This window comes from Bradyrhizobium sp. NBAIM03, assembly GCF_020194055.1.
GTDB classification, from domain to species: domain Bacteria; phylum Pseudomonadota; class Alphaproteobacteria; order Rhizobiales; family Xanthobacteraceae; genus Bradyrhizobium; species Bradyrhizobium yuanmingense.
Map to the genome: position 1 here is coordinate 119,344 of NZ_JADYVS010000007.1, position 16,195 is coordinate 135,538.

At 64.8% G+C, this 16,195-nt stretch carries 18 protein-coding genes; 6 read left to right on the forward strand and 12 right to left on the reverse strand.

Annotation, left to right across the window (positions count from 1 at the left end):
* Positions 1-30 precede the first annotated feature (30 nt).
* Complete coding sequence (locus I6F21_RS12740) at positions 31-1,368, forward strand: histidine kinase (RefSeq protein ID WP_035996601.1); 1,338 nt, start codon at positions 31-33, stop codon at positions 1,366-1,368.
* 1 nt (position 1,369) lies between these two features.
* Here I6F21_RS12740 and I6F21_RS12745 read toward each other — a convergent pair whose 3' ends face one another.
* From I6F21_RS12745 to coxB, 9 genes are all read right to left on the reverse strand, one after another.
* Positions 1,370-1,735: a nuclear transport factor 2 family protein gene (locus I6F21_RS12745; RefSeq protein WP_035996598.1), complete on the reverse strand. Its 366-nt coding sequence runs from the start codon at positions 1,733-1,735 to the stop codon at positions 1,370-1,372.
* Between the two features lie 115 nt (positions 1,736-1,850).
* Positions 1,851-2,606, reverse strand: a complete 756-nt coding sequence (locus tag I6F21_RS12750; RefSeq protein ID WP_035996596.1) for an SURF1 family cytochrome oxidase biogenesis protein — start codon at positions 2,604-2,606, stop codon at positions 1,851-1,853.
* Positions 2,603-3,004, reverse strand: coding sequence for a DUF983 domain-containing protein (locus I6F21_RS12755; protein WP_035996593.1), 402 nt, complete (start codon positions 3,002-3,004; stop codon positions 2,603-2,605). Before I6F21_RS12755 ends, I6F21_RS12750 begins: the two co-directional genes overlap by 4 nt.
* A 97-nt stretch (positions 3,005-3,101) precedes the next feature.
* Positions 3,102-3,998 carry a cytochrome c oxidase subunit 3 gene (locus tag I6F21_RS12760; RefSeq protein ID WP_035996590.1) on the reverse strand — a complete coding sequence of 299 codons (897 nt, stop codon included), beginning with the start codon at positions 3,996-3,998 and terminating at the stop codon, positions 3,102-3,104.
* A gap of 78 nt (positions 3,999-4,076) precedes the next feature.
* Entirely contained in the window at positions 4,077-4,730 is a 654-nt protein-coding gene (locus I6F21_RS12765; RefSeq protein WP_036020565.1) for a cytochrome c oxidase assembly protein, read from the reverse strand.
* A 5-nt stretch (positions 4,731-4,735) separates the two neighbouring features.
* Entirely contained in the window at positions 4,736-4,912 is a 177-nt protein-coding gene (locus tag I6F21_RS12770) for a hypothetical protein (protein WP_035996586.1), read from the reverse strand.
* The gene (locus tag I6F21_RS12775; protein WP_225134312.1) at positions 4,909-5,853 is read right to left on the reverse strand and encodes a heme o synthase; all 945 of its coding nucleotides are present in this window, start codon (positions 5,851-5,853) and stop codon (positions 4,909-4,911) included. Before I6F21_RS12775 ends, I6F21_RS12770 begins: the two co-directional genes overlap by 4 nt.
* 61 nt (positions 5,854-5,914) lie before the next feature.
* Positions 5,915-7,531, reverse strand: coding sequence for a cytochrome c oxidase subunit I (gene ctaD / locus I6F21_RS12780; protein WP_035996582.1), 1,617 nt, complete (start codon positions 7,529-7,531; stop codon positions 5,915-5,917).
* 83 nt (positions 7,532-7,614) lie between these two features.
* The gene (coxB, locus tag I6F21_RS12785; RefSeq protein ID WP_035996579.1) at positions 7,615-8,469 is read right to left on the reverse strand and encodes a cytochrome c oxidase subunit II; all 855 of its coding nucleotides are present in this window, start codon (positions 8,467-8,469) and stop codon (positions 7,615-7,617) included.
* Between the two features lie 458 nt (positions 8,470-8,927).
* Here coxB and I6F21_RS12790 point away from each other — a divergent pair, with 458 nt between their 5' ends.
* From I6F21_RS12790 to I6F21_RS12805, 4 genes are all read left to right on the forward strand, one after another.
* Positions 8,928-9,461 (forward strand): invasion associated locus B family protein, encoded by a 534-nt coding sequence (locus I6F21_RS12790; RefSeq protein WP_035996576.1) that lies wholly within the window; start codon positions 8,928-8,930, stop codon positions 9,459-9,461.
* Between the two features lie 112 nt (positions 9,462-9,573).
* Positions 9,574-11,001: a metalloprotease TldD gene (gene tldD, locus I6F21_RS12795; RefSeq protein ID WP_225183187.1), complete on the forward strand. Its 1,428-nt coding sequence runs from the start codon at positions 9,574-9,576 to the stop codon at positions 10,999-11,001.
* Positions 10,998-11,777, forward strand: coding sequence for a signal peptidase I (gene lepB, locus I6F21_RS12800; protein WP_109142209.1), 780 nt, complete (start codon positions 10,998-11,000; stop codon positions 11,775-11,777). The genes tldD and lepB overlap by 4 nt, the downstream gene beginning before the upstream one ends.
* A gap of 10 nt (positions 11,778-11,787) precedes the next feature.
* Positions 11,788-12,354: a nucleotidyltransferase family protein gene (locus I6F21_RS12805; RefSeq protein WP_225183188.1), complete on the forward strand. Its 567-nt coding sequence runs from the start codon at positions 11,788-11,790 to the stop codon at positions 12,352-12,354.
* A gap of 109 nt (positions 12,355-12,463) precedes the next feature.
* On the opposite strand, the gene I6F21_RS12810 is transcribed toward I6F21_RS12805, so the two are convergent.
* From I6F21_RS12810 to I6F21_RS12820, 3 genes are all read right to left on the reverse strand, one after another.
* Positions 12,464-13,030 (reverse strand): PAN domain-containing protein, encoded by a 567-nt coding sequence (locus I6F21_RS12810; protein WP_225147427.1) that lies wholly within the window; start codon positions 13,028-13,030, stop codon positions 12,464-12,466.
* Between the two features lie 112 nt (positions 13,031-13,142).
* The gene (locus tag I6F21_RS12815; protein ID WP_036020556.1) at positions 13,143-14,513 is read right to left on the reverse strand and encodes a glutamate--cysteine ligase; all 1,371 of its coding nucleotides are present in this window, start codon (positions 14,511-14,513) and stop codon (positions 13,143-13,145) included.
* A 99-nt stretch (positions 14,514-14,612) separates the two neighbouring features.
* The gene (locus I6F21_RS12820; protein ID WP_035996519.1) at positions 14,613-15,107 is read right to left on the reverse strand and encodes a MarR family winged helix-turn-helix transcriptional regulator; all 495 of its coding nucleotides are present in this window, start codon (positions 15,105-15,107) and stop codon (positions 14,613-14,615) included.
* Positions 15,108-15,715: 608 nt separating this feature from the next.
* On the opposite strand from I6F21_RS12820, the gene I6F21_RS12825 reads away from it, so the two are divergent.
* Positions 15,716-16,024 carry a hypothetical protein gene (locus I6F21_RS12825; protein WP_225113003.1) on the forward strand — a complete coding sequence of 103 codons (309 nt, stop codon included), beginning with the start codon at positions 15,716-15,718 and terminating at the stop codon, positions 16,022-16,024.
* The last annotated feature ends 171 nt before the right edge of the window (positions 16,025-16,195 follow it).

Consider the following 16,195-nt stretch of genomic DNA (forward strand, 5'->3'; position numbering starts at 1 on the left):
ATCCGGCCGATACGCGTTAGAATTGACCTAATGTGGCGACGACTTTCGTTCCGAACGCAATTGTTTCTCCCGCTCGGCGCGAGCCTTCTCGCAGCCCTGATCCTGGGCGGCATATTACTGCAGATATTTGCACCAGGTCAGGTAGCTGATGAACACGAGCCGGCTCGACGCTCGATCCAGACCATCGCCGCCGCGCTCAACAGCACCCTGCGCGCATCGGACAATCCGCAAAAGACCCTCGATGCATTTGTTCAGTCCTTGGACGCCTCCACGGATATTCAATTCCGCCGCATGGACGGAGGTCCCCCGCCTTCTCCGAAAGACTTGCGCAACCTGAAGAAGGTTCCGCAATGGTTCGTCAACCTCATCACCATACCAGAGATGGAAGCGGCGTTTCCGATCGTCATAGACGGCAGACATGTCGGCGATATCGTGTTCTTCCCGGACATATCGGCCGACTTGTTCGAGAAGTGGATCGGCTTCCTTGCGCTGACCAGCCTGGTCGCTGTCCTGATGGTGCTCACCGGCACCGTTGCCTATGTCTTCGCCGGTTCGGCCCTGCGCCCCCTGCAACATCTCGGCGACGGTCTTACGCGGATTCGGCGCGGCGACTACGCAAGGCCGATCCCGGTCGGAGGACCGCCGGAGATCCGGCAGAGCTGCGAGGAAGCCAATGCGCTGGCAGCGACACTGGCGCAACTCAGCCAGGACAATCGCGATCTGATGCACCGCCTGGTGTCGCTGCAGGATGACGAGCGGCGCGATCTCGCCCGCGAACTGCACGACGAGCTCGGGCCCCTCCTCTTCAGCATCCGCGCCGGCACGATCGCGCTGACCGATGCCTCCGAGCCAACGGGACATCTCGGCAATTCGGCACAGGACCTGCTGCAATCGGTCGAGGCCCTGCAGCAGACCAACCGCCGCATCCTCGACCGGCTGCGGCCGCTCTATATCGAGGAGCTCGGCCTTTCGAGGAGCGTGCAAACGCTGCTCCGGAATTTTCGCAAGCAGGCACCTCATATCGTGCTGACGGACGCGATCGATCGCGATCTCAGCGCAATCGGCGGACCGCTGGCGCAGACCGTCTATCGAGTGATCCAGGAGGCACTGACCAACGTGCTGCGACATGCCAACGCGGGCAACGCACATGTGCAGGCGACGGTTGCCGGCAAGACGCTCGTCGTCGAGATCTCCGACGATGGCGGCGGTTTCCCTGCGGACAACGTCTTCGGCCGGGGCCTGACCGGCATGCATGAGCGCGTGCGCGCGCTCAGCGGATCGCTATCGCTGTTGCGCGTGGATGACCGAACCTACGTGCGCTGCCGCCTTCCGGCGGAGACGATGCGGGACGTTCCGTCACCAGGCTAATTCAGCAGGCGCAACCATCATGCGCATTCTGTCGCGCCGGTTCGCACAGCGTGCTGCGGATCTTGCCATCCGGGCTGAAGCGGAACGAGGCCTGAATGCGCAGCGCGCCGGCGACGGAATATTCGAGGTGGACGCCGTGGGGCGCGGGATTGATCTCTTCCAGCCCGAACCCCGCCGAGGAGAAGGCGCTGAGCCGCGGCTGCCAATAGGCCTCGATCTCGCTCCGGCCACGAAAGCGCCGCGCGCCGTCGCAGGTGCATTCGAGCTGCGCGTCGTCGGCATAGAGGTCGAGCAGGGCTGTGAGGTCGCCCTTACGGCAGGCATCCACCCAGTCGACGATAATTCCCATCTGGTCGAAATCACTCACGCCGCACCCAATCTGCCGCGGACAATATTGGCGGCTTAGAACCACCCTCGTGAATATGCGCTGAATAATAAACCCCGGGCGATACCGGGTTCCCTCGATGGACCTGCCAATGAGCTCAGCTCTGCCGCCGGCCTCTTGCCCACACGCCGAAGGCGATGAGCACGGCGCCTGCAAGCGTGAACCAGGTGATTGCATATTGCAGATGGTCGTCCTTAAGATTCACCTGGAGCGGTCCCGGACGCGGGATGCCATTCGCCGGCGCGGGCCGTTCGAGATCGATATAGAACGGCGCAACCGTGCCCCAGCCCAGCACGCTTGCGATTGCCAGATGATCGCGCACGAACCAGAGCCGCTTGCCGCGATTCTCCGCCGGAGTCAGCCAGCTTGGCGCCTCGGGAAAGCGCAGATAGCCGGTGAGCTCAACCGGTTGGCCCGTGATAAGCTTGTTCACCGCGCGATCCTCGACGCCGCGGTCCTGCATCGTGTTCTCGACGAAACCCGCGTCGATCACGACCATCTCGCCGCCGGGAAGCCGCGCCGGCAGGAACGCCCAGGTGCCAGGGCCGGAGGCGTCCTTGCGCACCGCCGAGCCGGAGGAATAGACCATTGCATCGGGGAGGGCTGCGTAGGTCGCGGTGAAGCTGACGCGGCGGAATTCGTCGCGGGCGGGATTGAGCGCGACCCATTGCGCGGACGGCGGCAGCGCAACCGGCGCGGCCGCAAGCCGCTCGGTGAGCGCCGCAATCAACTCGTGCTTGGCGGTGCGGCGCTGCAGCTGCCAGACACCGAGCGCCACGAACACAGCCGTGAGGAACAGCGTGAACAGCGCGAAGCCGGCCACGGGGGCCTTGCGCGACGCAGGCTCATTCATTTCGCGCGATCGACCAACCGGCCCGGCGCCGCCTTGTGGTGGAATTGCAGCGCGATCAGCAACGACTTCATCGAGCGCAGCGGCAACAGCGTGGTGGCGAGGATGAGCGGCAGCCAGAGCACCGCATGCAGCCAATATGGCGGCTGGTATTTGACTTCGACGATGAGGGCGCACGCGACGACGATGCCGCCGGCCAGCATGATGATGAAGATCGCCGGGCCGTCGCCGGTATCGATGAAGGCATAGTCGAGCCCGCAACGGTCGCATGCGGGCGCGAGCGTCAGAAAGCCCGCATAAAGCTTGCCTTGGCCGCAGCGCGGGCATTTGCAGGCAAGCCCACGCAGCGCGCTTTGCAGGACGGTGGTTTCGGACGGGGGTGTGCCGGCACTGTCGTTCATGATGGCGGACTCTATCACAGTTTCCGACGAAACTTCCGGCGGCCGGAAAGCGAAAGGGCGGCCCTGCGGCCGCCCTTCCTGATCGGTTCGATCGGGCTCAGTGCGCGGCGCTGGCCATGGTCTCGGCGCCGCGTCCCCAGACGTAGATGCAGAGGAACAGGAACAGCCAGACCACGTCGACGAAGTGCCAGTACCAGGCCGCGAACTCGAAGCCGAGATGCTGCTTCGGCGTGAAGTGGCCGGCATAGGCGCGGAACAGGCACACCAGCAGGAAGATGGTGCCGACCAGCACATGGAAGCCGTGGAATCCGGTCGCCATGAAGAACGTCGCGCCATAGACGTTGCCGCCGAAGGAGAACGCCGCGTGGGCGTACTCATAGGCCTGCACGCAGGTGAAGAGCGCGCCGAGCACGACGGTGAGGATCAGGCCATACTTCAGGCCCTGGCGGTCGTTCTCGAGCAGCGCATGGTGCGCCCAGGTCACGGTGGTACCTGACGTGAGCAGGATCAGCGTGTTCAGCAGCGGCAGATGCCAGGGATCGAAGGTCTCGATGCCCTTCGGCGGCCAGGTGCCCGGGACCGCGCAGGCGCCGGGCTGCGTGCCGAGGCCGCAACCGAACACCGCATCGCGGGTGGCGTGAACGGCGTCGGCCGGAAACAGCGCCGCGTTGAAATAAGCCCAGAACCAGGCGACGAAGAACATCACCTCGGAGGCGATGAACAGGATCATGCCGTAGCGGTGATGCAGCTGCACGACCCGAGTGTGATCGCCCTTGTACTGGGCCTCCTTGATCACGTCGGCCCACCAGCTCGCCATGGTGTAGAGCACGCCCACGGTGCCGACGCCGAATACGATCGGCGCCGCCGAGAACATGTGGTGCATCCAGGCGACCGCGCCGACCGCCATGATGAAGGCCGAGAGCGAGCCGACCGCCGGCCAGGGAGAGGGATCGACCAGGTGATAGTCGTGATGCTTGGTGTGCGCCGTGGCCATTTCCGTCTCTCTCCTCAATCCCGTGCCTGTCCGGCACTTATCCCCTTGCGTCCAACCGCCTGCGCGTGAGCCCTGCGGTCAAAGATTTCCCTTGCGCTTGTCGGCTTCGCCCGATGCCAGCGGTTTCACCACGGGATCGCGCACCGGATAGAACGTGTAGGACAGCGTGATCGTGCTCAGCCCGTCGTTCTCGTGGTCGGCGGCGATCGACGGGTCGACGTAGAACACGACCGGCATCTCGCGCTTCTCGCCGGGCGCCATGGTCTGCTCGGTGAAGCAGAAGCAGTTGATCTTCTGGAAATAGGCGCCGACCGTCAGGGGCGCGACGTTATAGGCGGCCTGGCCCGCAGTGGCGCGCGCCGCCTGGTTGGTCACGGTGTAGAAGACCGTCACAACCTGGCCGATATTGACCTCGATCTCGCTCTGCTCCGGCTCGAACTTCCAGGGCAGGCCGGGCGCGACGTTGGAATCGAACCGCACCGAGATCTTCCGCGCGATCGGGCCCGTGGCCGGCGCAGAGGTCGCCACTTGCGTCGTGCCGTTGAAGCCGGTGGCGCGGCAGAACCAATTGTAGAACGGCACCGCCGCGTAGGAGGCGCCGACCATCAGCGCGACCACGCCGCCGCAGATGGACGCGACCACCACATCGCGCCCCAGCCCGCGGCCCTTGCCCGGGTTGCGATGGCCCGGCCTGGCGCTGACGTCCTGCGATATGGTGGGCTCGTGATCCATGTTTCCTACATCGGCCGCACGAGCACGGCCGGCCCCTTGACCATGGTGACGGCGAAGAACAGCACCACGAGCACGCCGAGCGCCAAAGCGATGGCGATGGAGCGCTGACGACGGCTCTTCCGCTGCGCCTCGGTGAGGACAATTCCTTCCGGCTCGGGTTTGTCGGCCATCGCGGTGATCATGCGCCCCCAACCATCGGAGCAAGCGCCCGGTACACGACCTCGGCCAGCAGGGTCGCAAACAGCGCGAACAGGTACAGGATCGAGAAGGCAAACAGCTTGCGAGTCGCGCGCAGCGATTGGCTGCGCTCGCGGCGGAGATAGACGTTTATGGCGAGCACCAGCATGCCGGCACCGAGGATCAGCGAAACCACGCCGTAGACGGCATCGAAATAGCCGAGCGCCCAGGGCGCGGCGGCGACCGCGATCAGCACGATGGTGTAGAGCAGGATCTGGAGACGCGTGGCGTCGGGACCGGCGACGTTCGGCAGCATCGGAATGCCGGCGCGCGCGTAGTCGTCGGAGCGGAACAGCGCCAGCGCCCAGAAATGCGGCGGGGTCCAGAAGAAGATGATGGCGAACAGCAGCAGCGGCTCGACATCGACCGTGCCCGTCACCGAGGCCCAGGCCACCACCGGCGGCAGCGCACCGGCGGCGCCGCCGATCACGATGTTCTGCGCGGTCCAGCGCTTCAGCCACATCGTGTAGATCACGACGTAGAAGAAGATGGTGAAGGCGAGCAGCGCACCCGCGATCCAGTTGACGAGGATGCCGAGCGTCATCACCGAGAAGAAGGCGAGCGTCGTGCCGAACGCCATCGCCTCGGGGCGGGTGATGCGGCCGCGCGGGATCGGCCGGTTCGCCGTGCGCGACATCTTGGCGTCGATGTCGCCTTCGAGCGCCATGTTGAGCGCCCCGGAGGCACCGGCGCCGACGGCAATGCAGAGCAGCGAGGTGATCGCCAGCACCGGGTGGAAATGCCCCGGGGCCATCGCCATCCCGACCAGCGCAGTGAAGATCACCAACGACATCACCCGCGGCTTGAGCAACGCGAGATAATCGCCAACCTCCGCTTCGGAGATGTGGGGATTGATGTCGATGGCGTTGTGGTCGAGGACGGACACTTAGATCTACTCGCTTCGTTACAGCGCCGCGGCGCCCGTCACGGGCGCCGCGGGGGATTGGTTACTGCACGCGCGGCAGCACTTCGAACTGGTGGAAGGGCGGCGGCGAGGACAGCGTCCACTCCAGCGTGGTCGCGCCGGCACCCCAGGGATTGTCGCCTGCCGGCACCCTCTTCATAAAGGCGTCCAGCACGCAGTAGAGGAAGATCAGCACGCCGAAGCCGGAGATGTAGGAGCCGACCGACGAGACCAGGTTCCAGCCCGCGAACGCATCGGGATAGTCGATGTAGCGGCGCGGCATGCCGGACAGGCCGAGGAAGTGCTGCGGGAAGAACACCAGGTTGACGCCGACGAAGGTGACCCAGAAGTGCAGCTTGGCAAGGCCCTCATTGTACATGTAGCCCGACATCTTCGGGAACCAGTAGTACCAGCCGGCGAAGATCGCGAATACCGCGCCGAGCGACAGCACGTAGTGGAAGTGGGCGACGACGTAGTACGTCTCCTGGAGCACGCGATCGACACCCGCGTTCGCCAGCACGACGCCGGTCACGCCGCCGACCGTGAACAGGAAGATGAAGCCCACCGCCCAGATCATCGGCGCGCGGAATTCGATCGAGCCGCCCCACATCGTGGCGATCCAGGAGAAGATCTTCACGCCGGTCGGAACCGCGATGACCATCGTGGCGGCGACGAAATAGGCCTGCGTCGCCGAGGACATGCCGACCGTGTACATGTGGTGCGCCCACACCACGAAGCCGATGCCGCCGATCGCGACCATGGCATAGGCCATGCCGAGATAGCCGAACACGGGCTTGCGCGAGAAGGTCGAGACGATCTGGCTGATCATGCCGAAGCCGGGCAGGATCAGGATGTAGACCTCGGGGTGACCGAAGAACCAGAACAGATGCTGGAACAGCACGGGGTCGCCGCCGCCGTCGGGGGCGAAGAACGTCGTGCCGAAATTGCGGTCGGTGAGCAGCATGGTGATCGCACCGGCGAGCACCGGCAGTGACAACAGCAGCAGGAACACCGTCACCAGGATCGACCACACGAACAGCGGCATCTTGTGCAGGGTCATGCCCGGCGCGCGCATGTTGAAGATGGTGGTGATGAAGTTGATCGCGCCCAGGATCGAGGAAGCACCGGCGAGGTGCAGCGACAGGATCGCGAAGTCAACCGCCGGGCCGGGATGGCCCGAGGTCGACAGCGGCGCGTAGATGGTCCAACCCGCCCCGACGCCGTTGGAGCCCGGCTCGCCCTCGACGAAGGTCGACATCAAGAGCAGCGCGAACGATGCCGGCAGCAGCCAGAACGAGATGTTGTTCATGCGCGGGAACGCCATGTCTGGCGCGCCGATCATCAGCGGCACGAACCAGTTGCCGAAGCCGCCGATCATCGCGGGCATGACCATGAAGAAGATCATGATCAGGCCGTGCGAAGTCACGAACACGTTGTAGGTGTGGGCCTCGTGGAAGACCTGCACGCCCGGATACATCAGCTCGGCCCGGATCGCGATCGACATCGCCGCACCGATGATGCCGGCGACGACCGCGAAGATCAGGTACATCGTGCCGATGTCCTTGTGATTGGTCGAATAGACGTAGCGCCGCCATCCGGTCGGATGGGCATGCTCGTCATGATGCGCGTGATCGCCGTGTGCCGCTGCGCTCGTTGCCATTTTCAAATCCTGCCTTGCGTCCCATTCGGACCTTTGGAGGTCCCACCCTTATCGCTTTCAGTCCCTCAGGCCGCCCCCGGCGCTTACTGCGTCGGGCCGGCCGCGGAGGCGTAGGTGCTGGTGCCGCCGCTCGCAAATTTCTTCTTCGCCGTCTCGACCCAGGAGGCGAACTCCTGGTCGCTCACCACGCGGATCGCAATCGGCATGAAGGCGTGATCCTTGCCGCACAGTTCCGAGCACTGACCGTAGTACATGCCGGTCTTGGTAGCCTTGAACCAGGTCTCGTTCAGACGGCCGGGAATGGCGTCGATCTTGACGCCGAAAGCCGGCAGCGCGAACGCATGGATGACGTCCGCACCCGTGGTCTGGACGCGAATCACCTTGTTGACCGGCACCACCATCTCGTTGTCGACGCCGAGCAGACGGGGCTGCTTGTCCTGCGCCATCAGCGAATCGAATTCGAACTTGCCGTTATCCGGATAGGCATAGGACCAGTACCACTGCTTGCCGGTCGCCTTCACGGTCAGGTCCGCTTTCGGAATGTCGAGCTCCAGGAACAGCAGCCGGAACGACGGCACCGAAATGCCGACCAGGATCAGCACCGGGACGAGCGTCCAAGCCACCTCGATCAGCGTGTTGTGGGTGGTCCGCGACGGCACCGGATTGGCCTTCGCGTTGAACTTGACGACCACGATCACGAGCAGCGCCAGGACGAACAGCGTGATCAGAGTGATCAGCACGAAGAGGAAGTTATGGAACCAGACGATGTTGTCCATCACTGGGGAACCGGACTGCTGAAGCGTCCACTCCCACGGCGCCGGCTGCCCGAGCTCGGCCAAGGCCGCACCACCCGTCGCCAGCGTGACTCCAGTCGCCACCAAGGCGATGGTGGCCAATCCCAGCAATTGCCGGCCCACCCGACCCATCGACATCCTCATGTCGTTCGCGCTCCCCTTCCGAGATCACCCCACGTGCATTCCCCTGCTTGCGGGAAACGCTTATTCGATCCGCCAGTCCGACAAACCGCCACGCAAGAATACCTCTAAGAGGAATTGGGGCCAGATCGCTAGAACGCGAAATCAAGCCTCTCAAACCATAATTCTTGATCTATCGCAATGCAGTCTTGAGCCCCGCCTGCCAGCCATCACCGGCAAGATATTTCCCAGCAAGATCAGACAAAAATACCGTTTCCCGGGACGCTGCGGCTTGACAGCGGAATTGCCCGCGGTAGGCACTGGAAGACTGCCACGCGGCAGCCTGATTCGTGCGGGCAATGGCGGTGTGGGCGGCGCGGAATTTGCTTGGGAATCGCCTTCAAGACGCCGTCATTCCGTATCAGTCCGCCAGATCAGTCCGCCAAGCGCGAGCAACCCAGGCGAGCAGAGGGACCGACCCGATGGGGCTTTCGAGATCGATGGCAAGGCCGGCGAACGGCCTCCCGGCGCTCGCCGGCCTCGTGGCTGCGATGGTCCTGCTGGCGCTGCCGGGGCTCGCCCATGCGCAGGGCGCGGTGCGCTCCGTCCATGGCGACTGGCAGATCCGCTGCGACACCCCGCCCGGCGCCCAGACCGAGCAATGCGCCCTGATCCAGAGCGTGGTGGCCGAAGACCGCTCCAATGCCGGCCTGACCGTGATCGTGCTCAAGACCGCCGACCAGAAGAGCCGGCTGATGCGCGTGGTCGCTCCGCTCGGGGTCCTCTTGCCCTCCGGCCTCGGGCTCAAGCTCGACAACCAGGACGTCGGCCGCGCTGGCTTCGTCCGCTGCCTGCCCAATGGCTGCGTCGCCGAGGTCGTGCTGGAAGACAAGCTGCTCGGCCAGCTCCGCAGCGCCAAGACCGCGACCTTCATCATCTTCGAGACGCCGGAAGAAGGCATCGGCTTCCCGCTCAGCCTGAACGGACTGGGTGAGGGCTATGACAAGCTGCCGTAGCAGCGGCTAACCTTGACAATCCTTTTGTTTCCGTAATGTGAGGCTTCGCGCTCTCGCGGAACCGATCCGAAACCATTATCTTGCCCCACATCCCCGGCTAATGGACGGACGCATGACCAATCCTGCCACGACCTCCCTGCTCGACCGTGCCAATCTCGACCGCGACCAGATTCGCAGCGAGGTCGCGCGTGGGCTATCCGGCGCCGACGACGGCGAGCTGTTCCTGGAATACAGCCAGACCGAAGCGCTGATGTTCGACAATGGGCGGCTGAAGCAGGCGACCTACGACACCTCGCAGGGTTTTGGCCTGCGCGCCGTCAAGGACGATGCGGTCGGCTACGCGCATTCCTCCGACGTCTCGCTGCCGGCGCTGATCCGCGCTGCCGATGCGGTTGCCGCCGTGCGCGGCGGCTACTCCGGCAGCTTCTCGGCGCCGCCGCCGCATACCAATGTCCGCCTCTATGGCGACGACAATCCGCTGGATGCGCCGGGCTTCGAGACCAAGGTCAAGCTGCTCGCCGAGATCGACGCTTACCTGCGCGACAAGGATCCGCGGGTGCGGCAGGTCAGCGTGAGTCTCGGCGCGACCTGGCAGGTCGTCGAGATCCTGCGGCCCGACGGTGAGAGCTATCGCGACATCCGTCCGCTGGTGCGCGTCAACATCTCCGTCGTCGCCGGCCAGGGCGACCGGCAGGAGAGCGGCAGCAAGGGTTATGGCGGCCGCGCCGGCTATGCCGAGTTCATCGAGAGCAGGAATTGGCGCGAGGCCGCCGACGGCGCGCTGCGCGAGGCGCTGGTCAATCTGGAGTCGATTCCGGCGCCCGCCGGCGAGATGGACGTCGTGCTCGGCGCCGGCTGGCCCGGCGTGATGCTGCATGAAGCGGTCGGCCACGGCCTCGAGGGCGACTTCAATCGCAAGAAGACATCTGCTTTTGCGGGCCTGATGGGCCAGCAGGTCGCGGCCAAGGGCGTCACCGTGGTCGACGACGGCACCATCGCCTCGCGCCGCGGCTCGCTGTCGATCGACGACGAGGGCACGCCGACCAATCGCACCGTGCTGATCGAGGACGGCATCCTGGTCGGCTACATGCAGGACCGCCAGAACGCACGGCTGATGAACATGAAGCCGACCGGCAACGGCCGTCGCCAGGGTTATGCCCATGTGCCGATGCCGCGCATGACCAACACCTACATGCTCGCCGGCGACCGCGATCCGGCCGAGATCATCGCCTCGGTTAAGAACGGCGTGTTCGCCGCGAATTTCGGCGGCGGACAGGTCGACATCACCTCGGGCAAATACGTGTTCCAGTGCACCGAGGCCTACAAGATCGAGAACGGCAAGATCGGGGCGCCCCTGAAAGGCGCCATGCTGATCGGCAACGGACCGACCGACCTGCATCGCATCCGCATGATCGGCAACGACCTCGCGCTCGACACCGGCATCGGCACCTGCGGCAAGAACGGCCAGGGCGTGCCTGTCGGCGTCGGCCAGCCGTCGCTGCTGATGGAACGCATCACCGTGGGTGGAACCGGCGCATGAGCGTTGAAGACAAGGTCACGGTCAGCCCCAAGCGCAAAAGCAGCGGCTGGGGCGGACAGATCGCTCAGCTCGCCGGCATCGTCGCCGCGGTCTTCATCGCCAAGGGCGCGCTCGCCGAGCCGTTCTACGTGCCGTCGGGCTCGATGGAGCCGACGCTCCTGATCGGTGATGCGCTGCTCGCCTCGAAATTCCCCTATGGCTACGGCACCTCGTCGCTGCCGATCCAGATCAGCCTGCCGGAGAGCGGCCGCGTGTTCGCGGAGACGCCGAAGCTCGGCGACGTCGTCGTCTTCCGCTGGCCCGGCGATCGCTCGCAGGCCTGGGTCAAGCGTGTCGTGGGTCTGCCCGGCGACCGCATCCAGATGCGGCAGGGCCAGCTCTTCATCAACGACCGTCCGGCCGAGCTGAAGCCCGACGGCATCGGTGCCGCCGAGAACGACCGTGGCGGCAGCGAGCCCGCCTATCGCTATGTCGAGACGCTGCCGAACGGCGTCTCGCATCTGATCTTCAAAATGCGCGACAGCGGTCCGCTCGACAACACGCCCGAGGTGACGGTCCCGGCCGGGCATCTGTTCGTGCTCGGCGACAACCGCGACAATTCCGCCGATAGCCGCGTGCCGCTGCGCTCCGGCGGCGTCGGCCTGCTGCCGATCGACAATCTGATCGGACGTGCGGACGCCGTGGTCGGCTCCTGGGACCTCGGCATGCGCAGCCAGCCGGTGTGGACCTGGCTGTCCGGATTCAGGCTGTCGCGGTTCTTCACCGCCGTGCACTGACCGGTCGCAGGTGAGCAAGGACGAATTCCTCGCGCTCGCCTTACGCAATCCGGTCAACGCCGCGATCCTCGACGAACTGCACCGGCTCGCGCTGCCGGATGCGTGGCTGGTGTCGGGATGCCTGGTGCAGACGGTATGGAACGTGCTCACGGGGCGCCCGATCGACCACGGCATCGCCGATTACGACGTGTTCTATTTCGGCGCCGACACATCGTGGGAGGCCGAGGACGCGGTGATCCGCACCCTCCATGCGCGCCTCGCGCATCTCGGCACCAAGATCGAGGTCCGCAACCAGGCCCGCGTGCACATGTGGTACCCGGCCAAGCACGGCCTGCCCTATCCGCCGCTGAGAAGCTCGAGGGAAGGCATCGACCGCTTCCTCACGCAGAACACGCAGGTCGGCGTCAGGCGCGCAAGCGATGGCCACGAAGTCTACGCACCGCGCGGGTTTGACGACATTGCGGCACTGATCGCGCGGCCAAATCCAGGACCGAATTTTTCCGCGGCGAACTACGAAGCGAAGGCTAAGCGCTGGAAAGCGCTGTGGCCGGAGATCACGGTGATCGCGGCGGAGTGAGGTGCCTCACGTGTCCCGTCTCTGCAGTGCGGCGCTGAAGAAGCGCCGCCATAGCGCGTCGAAGACGCGCGTAAACGCGCTGATGGCGTCCGGGGCACGAGTATGGATGCTACCGCACCACGCCCGACGTGAACCCCGCCTTCCTTCGCGGCGGCTTGATTTCCTTCTTCAGGAAGCAGCGCGCCTCGCGCCCGGTGTAGCCGGGGCGGGCATAGGTGAAGGCGCGGCATTTGTTGTCGGCGATGCAGGCGGCCTTGCACGCCTCGACGCTTTCGCCGTCCTTGAGCTCGAAATTGCGCAAGTCGCCGCCGGGACGGTCGATCGACGTCTCGACGCCTTCGACGCGCGGCTCGATCACGCCGGCGCCGCGCACCCCGGAGATACAGCAGCTACCCGGCACGCGGGCCGGCACGGTGTTCTTCAGCCAGCACACGGCCGAGCCGCCTTCGACATCGGGATAGTTGAAGCTCCAGGAGCGGCAACGGCGATCGCGCTCGCACAGCAGCGCGCAATCCTCGGGATCGCCGGAGGTGACGGGCGTACTGAAATAGTCGCCGCCGGGCCGGTCGAACGCCGTCTGGGCAAGCGCCGGCGCGCTCGCAAACGCAAGCGAAAGCAGCGTGACACATGCCGCGGCGCTGGCCATGATGGCCCCGGACAGGCGGCCCTTCCACATCGGAACAGCTTTCGAATTATTGACGACGCTCAGGTTTTTCAGCCGGTCATTTGATCGCCGCAAACCTGTATGGGCGATGAACGGCTGAATCCTGGGTGCCCGGCTGCAGAGTCTAGAACGCGTATTCTGCGTAGGCCGGTTCCACCGAGCCCTTCCAGGGTCCGTTGAATTTATCCAGCATCTCCTCGGCCGGCGTCCGGCCGGAATCGATGATGCGATCGAGCGGCTCGAGATGCCGGGTTTCGTCGCGGCCGAGTTGATCGATCCGGCCGCGCCGGCGCAGGCCGGCATGGGCAAGAACGAGGCATTCCTTGGCGATCTCGAACAGATAGCGGTCTTTGATCCGCGCCTTGAAGCCCATGCGCGGCACGTCGTCGCGCAAGGCCTGGCGTTCATGCGCGCTCCAGTGCTTGACGATCTCCCAGGCGGCATCGAGCGAGGCATCGTCGTAGAGCAGCCCGACCCAGAACGCCGGCAGCGCCGGCAAGCGGCCCCACGGGCCGCCATCCGAGCCGCGCATCTCGAGATAGCGCTTGAGCCGCACTTCCGGGAAGATCGTCGAGAGGTGGTTGGCCCAGTCCGACAAGGTCGGACGCTCGCCGGGAAGGTTGTTGTTGCGGCCGTCGAAGAAGGCGCGGAACGAGGAGCCCGAGACGTCAATGTACTCCTCGCCGCGCTTGACGAAATACATGGGCACGTCCAGCGCATAATCGACATAGCGCTCGAACCCCATGCCGTCCTCGAACGCCCACGGCATCATGCCCGCGCGCGCATTGTCGGTGTCGCGCCAGATCTCGGACCGGAACGAGAGGAAGCCGTTCGGCCTGCCCTCGGTGAACGGTGAATTAGCGAACAGTGCAGTTGCGACCGGCTGAAGCGCGAGCGAGACGCGCAGCTTCTTGACCATGTCGGCTTCGGAGGAGAAGTCGAGATTGGTCTGCACCGTGCAGGTCCGGTACATCATGTCGAGGCCGTATTGACCGACCTTCGGCATGTAATTGGTCATGATCTTGTAGCGGCCCTTGGGCATCACCGGGATATCGGCGCGCGACCAGGACGGCGTCATGCCGAGGCCGAGGAAGCCGATGCCGAGCGGCGTTGCGATCTCGCGCACCTGCGCCAAGTGCGCCATCAGCTCGCTCTGGGTCTGGTGCACGTTCTCGACCGGCGCGCCGGACAGCTCGAACTGTCCGCCGGGCTCGAGCGAGATGGCGCCGCCGCCGGTGACGTCGTAGAGGCCGATGATGTTGCCCTGCTCCATGATCGGCTCCCAGCCGAGCAGGAGCTTCATGCCTTCGAGCAGCGCGCCGATGCCGCGCGCGCCCTCGTAAGGCACCGGACGATGGCCGTCGAGCGTGAACGGCGTTTTCTCGTGCTCGGTGCCCATGCGGAACTCGGACGGGTCCTTGCAGCCTGCCTCAAACCACGCGACGAGCTCGTCGCGTGATTGCAGCGGCGTCATGTCGATCTGGTCTCGCGCCATATCAAACTCTAATCAAAAGCGCTTCGACCGAACGCGCGCGGGTGACAGGGACGGCCCGCGAACCCACCGGTTGCACGGGCGAGCGGGATTGCCGCGCGATCATCGCGACGGCATGGTTTCGTTGGCGGCCGCGGGCGGCAGTTTCATCTCGCCGCACGAGCAGCCCAGGCGATCGAGCAGATTGCTGAGCTTGACGGCGTCGGCGTCCGACAGTTTCGAACCGACATATTTCTCGATCGCGGCCGAATAGGCGCCCCACATCCGCTTCTGCAGCTCGCGGCCGGCTTCGGTGATCTCGACGAACTGGCCGCGCTTGTCGATCTTGCATTCGCGCCGCGAGGCGAGGCCCTCGTCGACCAAGCGATCGATCAGGCGCGAGGTCGAATATTGCGGGATCAGCATCTGCCGCTCGAGCTCGACCGGCCGCAGCTCGCCCGAGGGCGCCCGCGACAGTTCGAGCAGCGCGTCATACCAGGCCAGCGGTGGGAAGCCGGCCTTCTTCAAGTCCTGCTCGACGCAATCGAGCACGCGGCTCTGCACCCGCATCAGGCGGATCCAGGCGGCGGTTGCCTCGGTCGATGGTTTGCGTTTCATGGTCCCGCTCAAGCTCGTTGCCCGTCTCTTACTCCATTCGATGCACCTGCATCAATCTTGACTATTTCAAGCAGGTGCATGTAGTCGTTCTTTCGGCCGAGCCAAGCGTCAGGGGAAGGAAATTCCTCGAAACCGGATGGTTTCCCCGGTGTGTGCCCGCCGTCCCCGCCTCGTGCTCCTGGAGGCCAGCCCGCTCTGTGGCCTGGTCGAGGTCGATAGCGGCGCAAAGAAGCCCGAAATGGTGAGGATTATCTGAAGTTGGGGCCTCCTTCGGGCCAAGTCCCTGCGCTGGGCCTCGACGGCAATCAGATCGTGACGGAAGGCCAAGTGATTGTCCAGATGATCGCCGGTCAGCTCTGGTCCGCCGTTCGCGAAGCGTGACGGGCGGGGTCGACGAAGAGCCGGACCGATGATTCGGCTCTTTGCTTGCGTCATTCGCTAATCCGATGATTCGCGATGCGCTGACGGGGATTTTACGAGCATTGTCCGGGTTAACAATAACTCCGCCTTTTGCGCTCCGCGGACGTCGCCATCCTTGTGAGAGCAATCCTCCTGTGCCTCAACTTCAGCGCGGGACAGGACGCTAACCGTCGGACCGGAAAGCTATTGTGACGACTGTAATCCTCCTCCTGCTCGCGAGCGCAATCACCGGCTTGGCGACGGGTCTATTCTTCCGAGTCTGGACTCTATTGCTGGTCTCGCCGGCGACTGCGATCCTTGCCGCGACGGTGCTTCAGACCTCGGGCTTTGGATTCTGGACGGGCGTTCCAATCGTCGTCGGCTGCCTGATTGCCGGCCAGGTCGCCTATTTGGCGGCGACGTTCTACGTGCACAGAGGTGAGCTTTCAGTGCAGGACGAGATCGACGGCGAACCAGGCAAGCACGGCCAGCGCAACATCAAAGACGAGGACGAGTAAGACCAGGCCGACCCACGAAGGAATTTTTCTGCGCCACCGGAGGAGCCTGCGGCGGCGCCACGGCCGATCCAGCAGCAACAAGGGGGCGTATCTTACCGCAACGCCGGCTGCGCTGTCTTGAGACACCGTGGGGATCATTGCGGGACACCTTCAATGTCGATGGGCCATCCG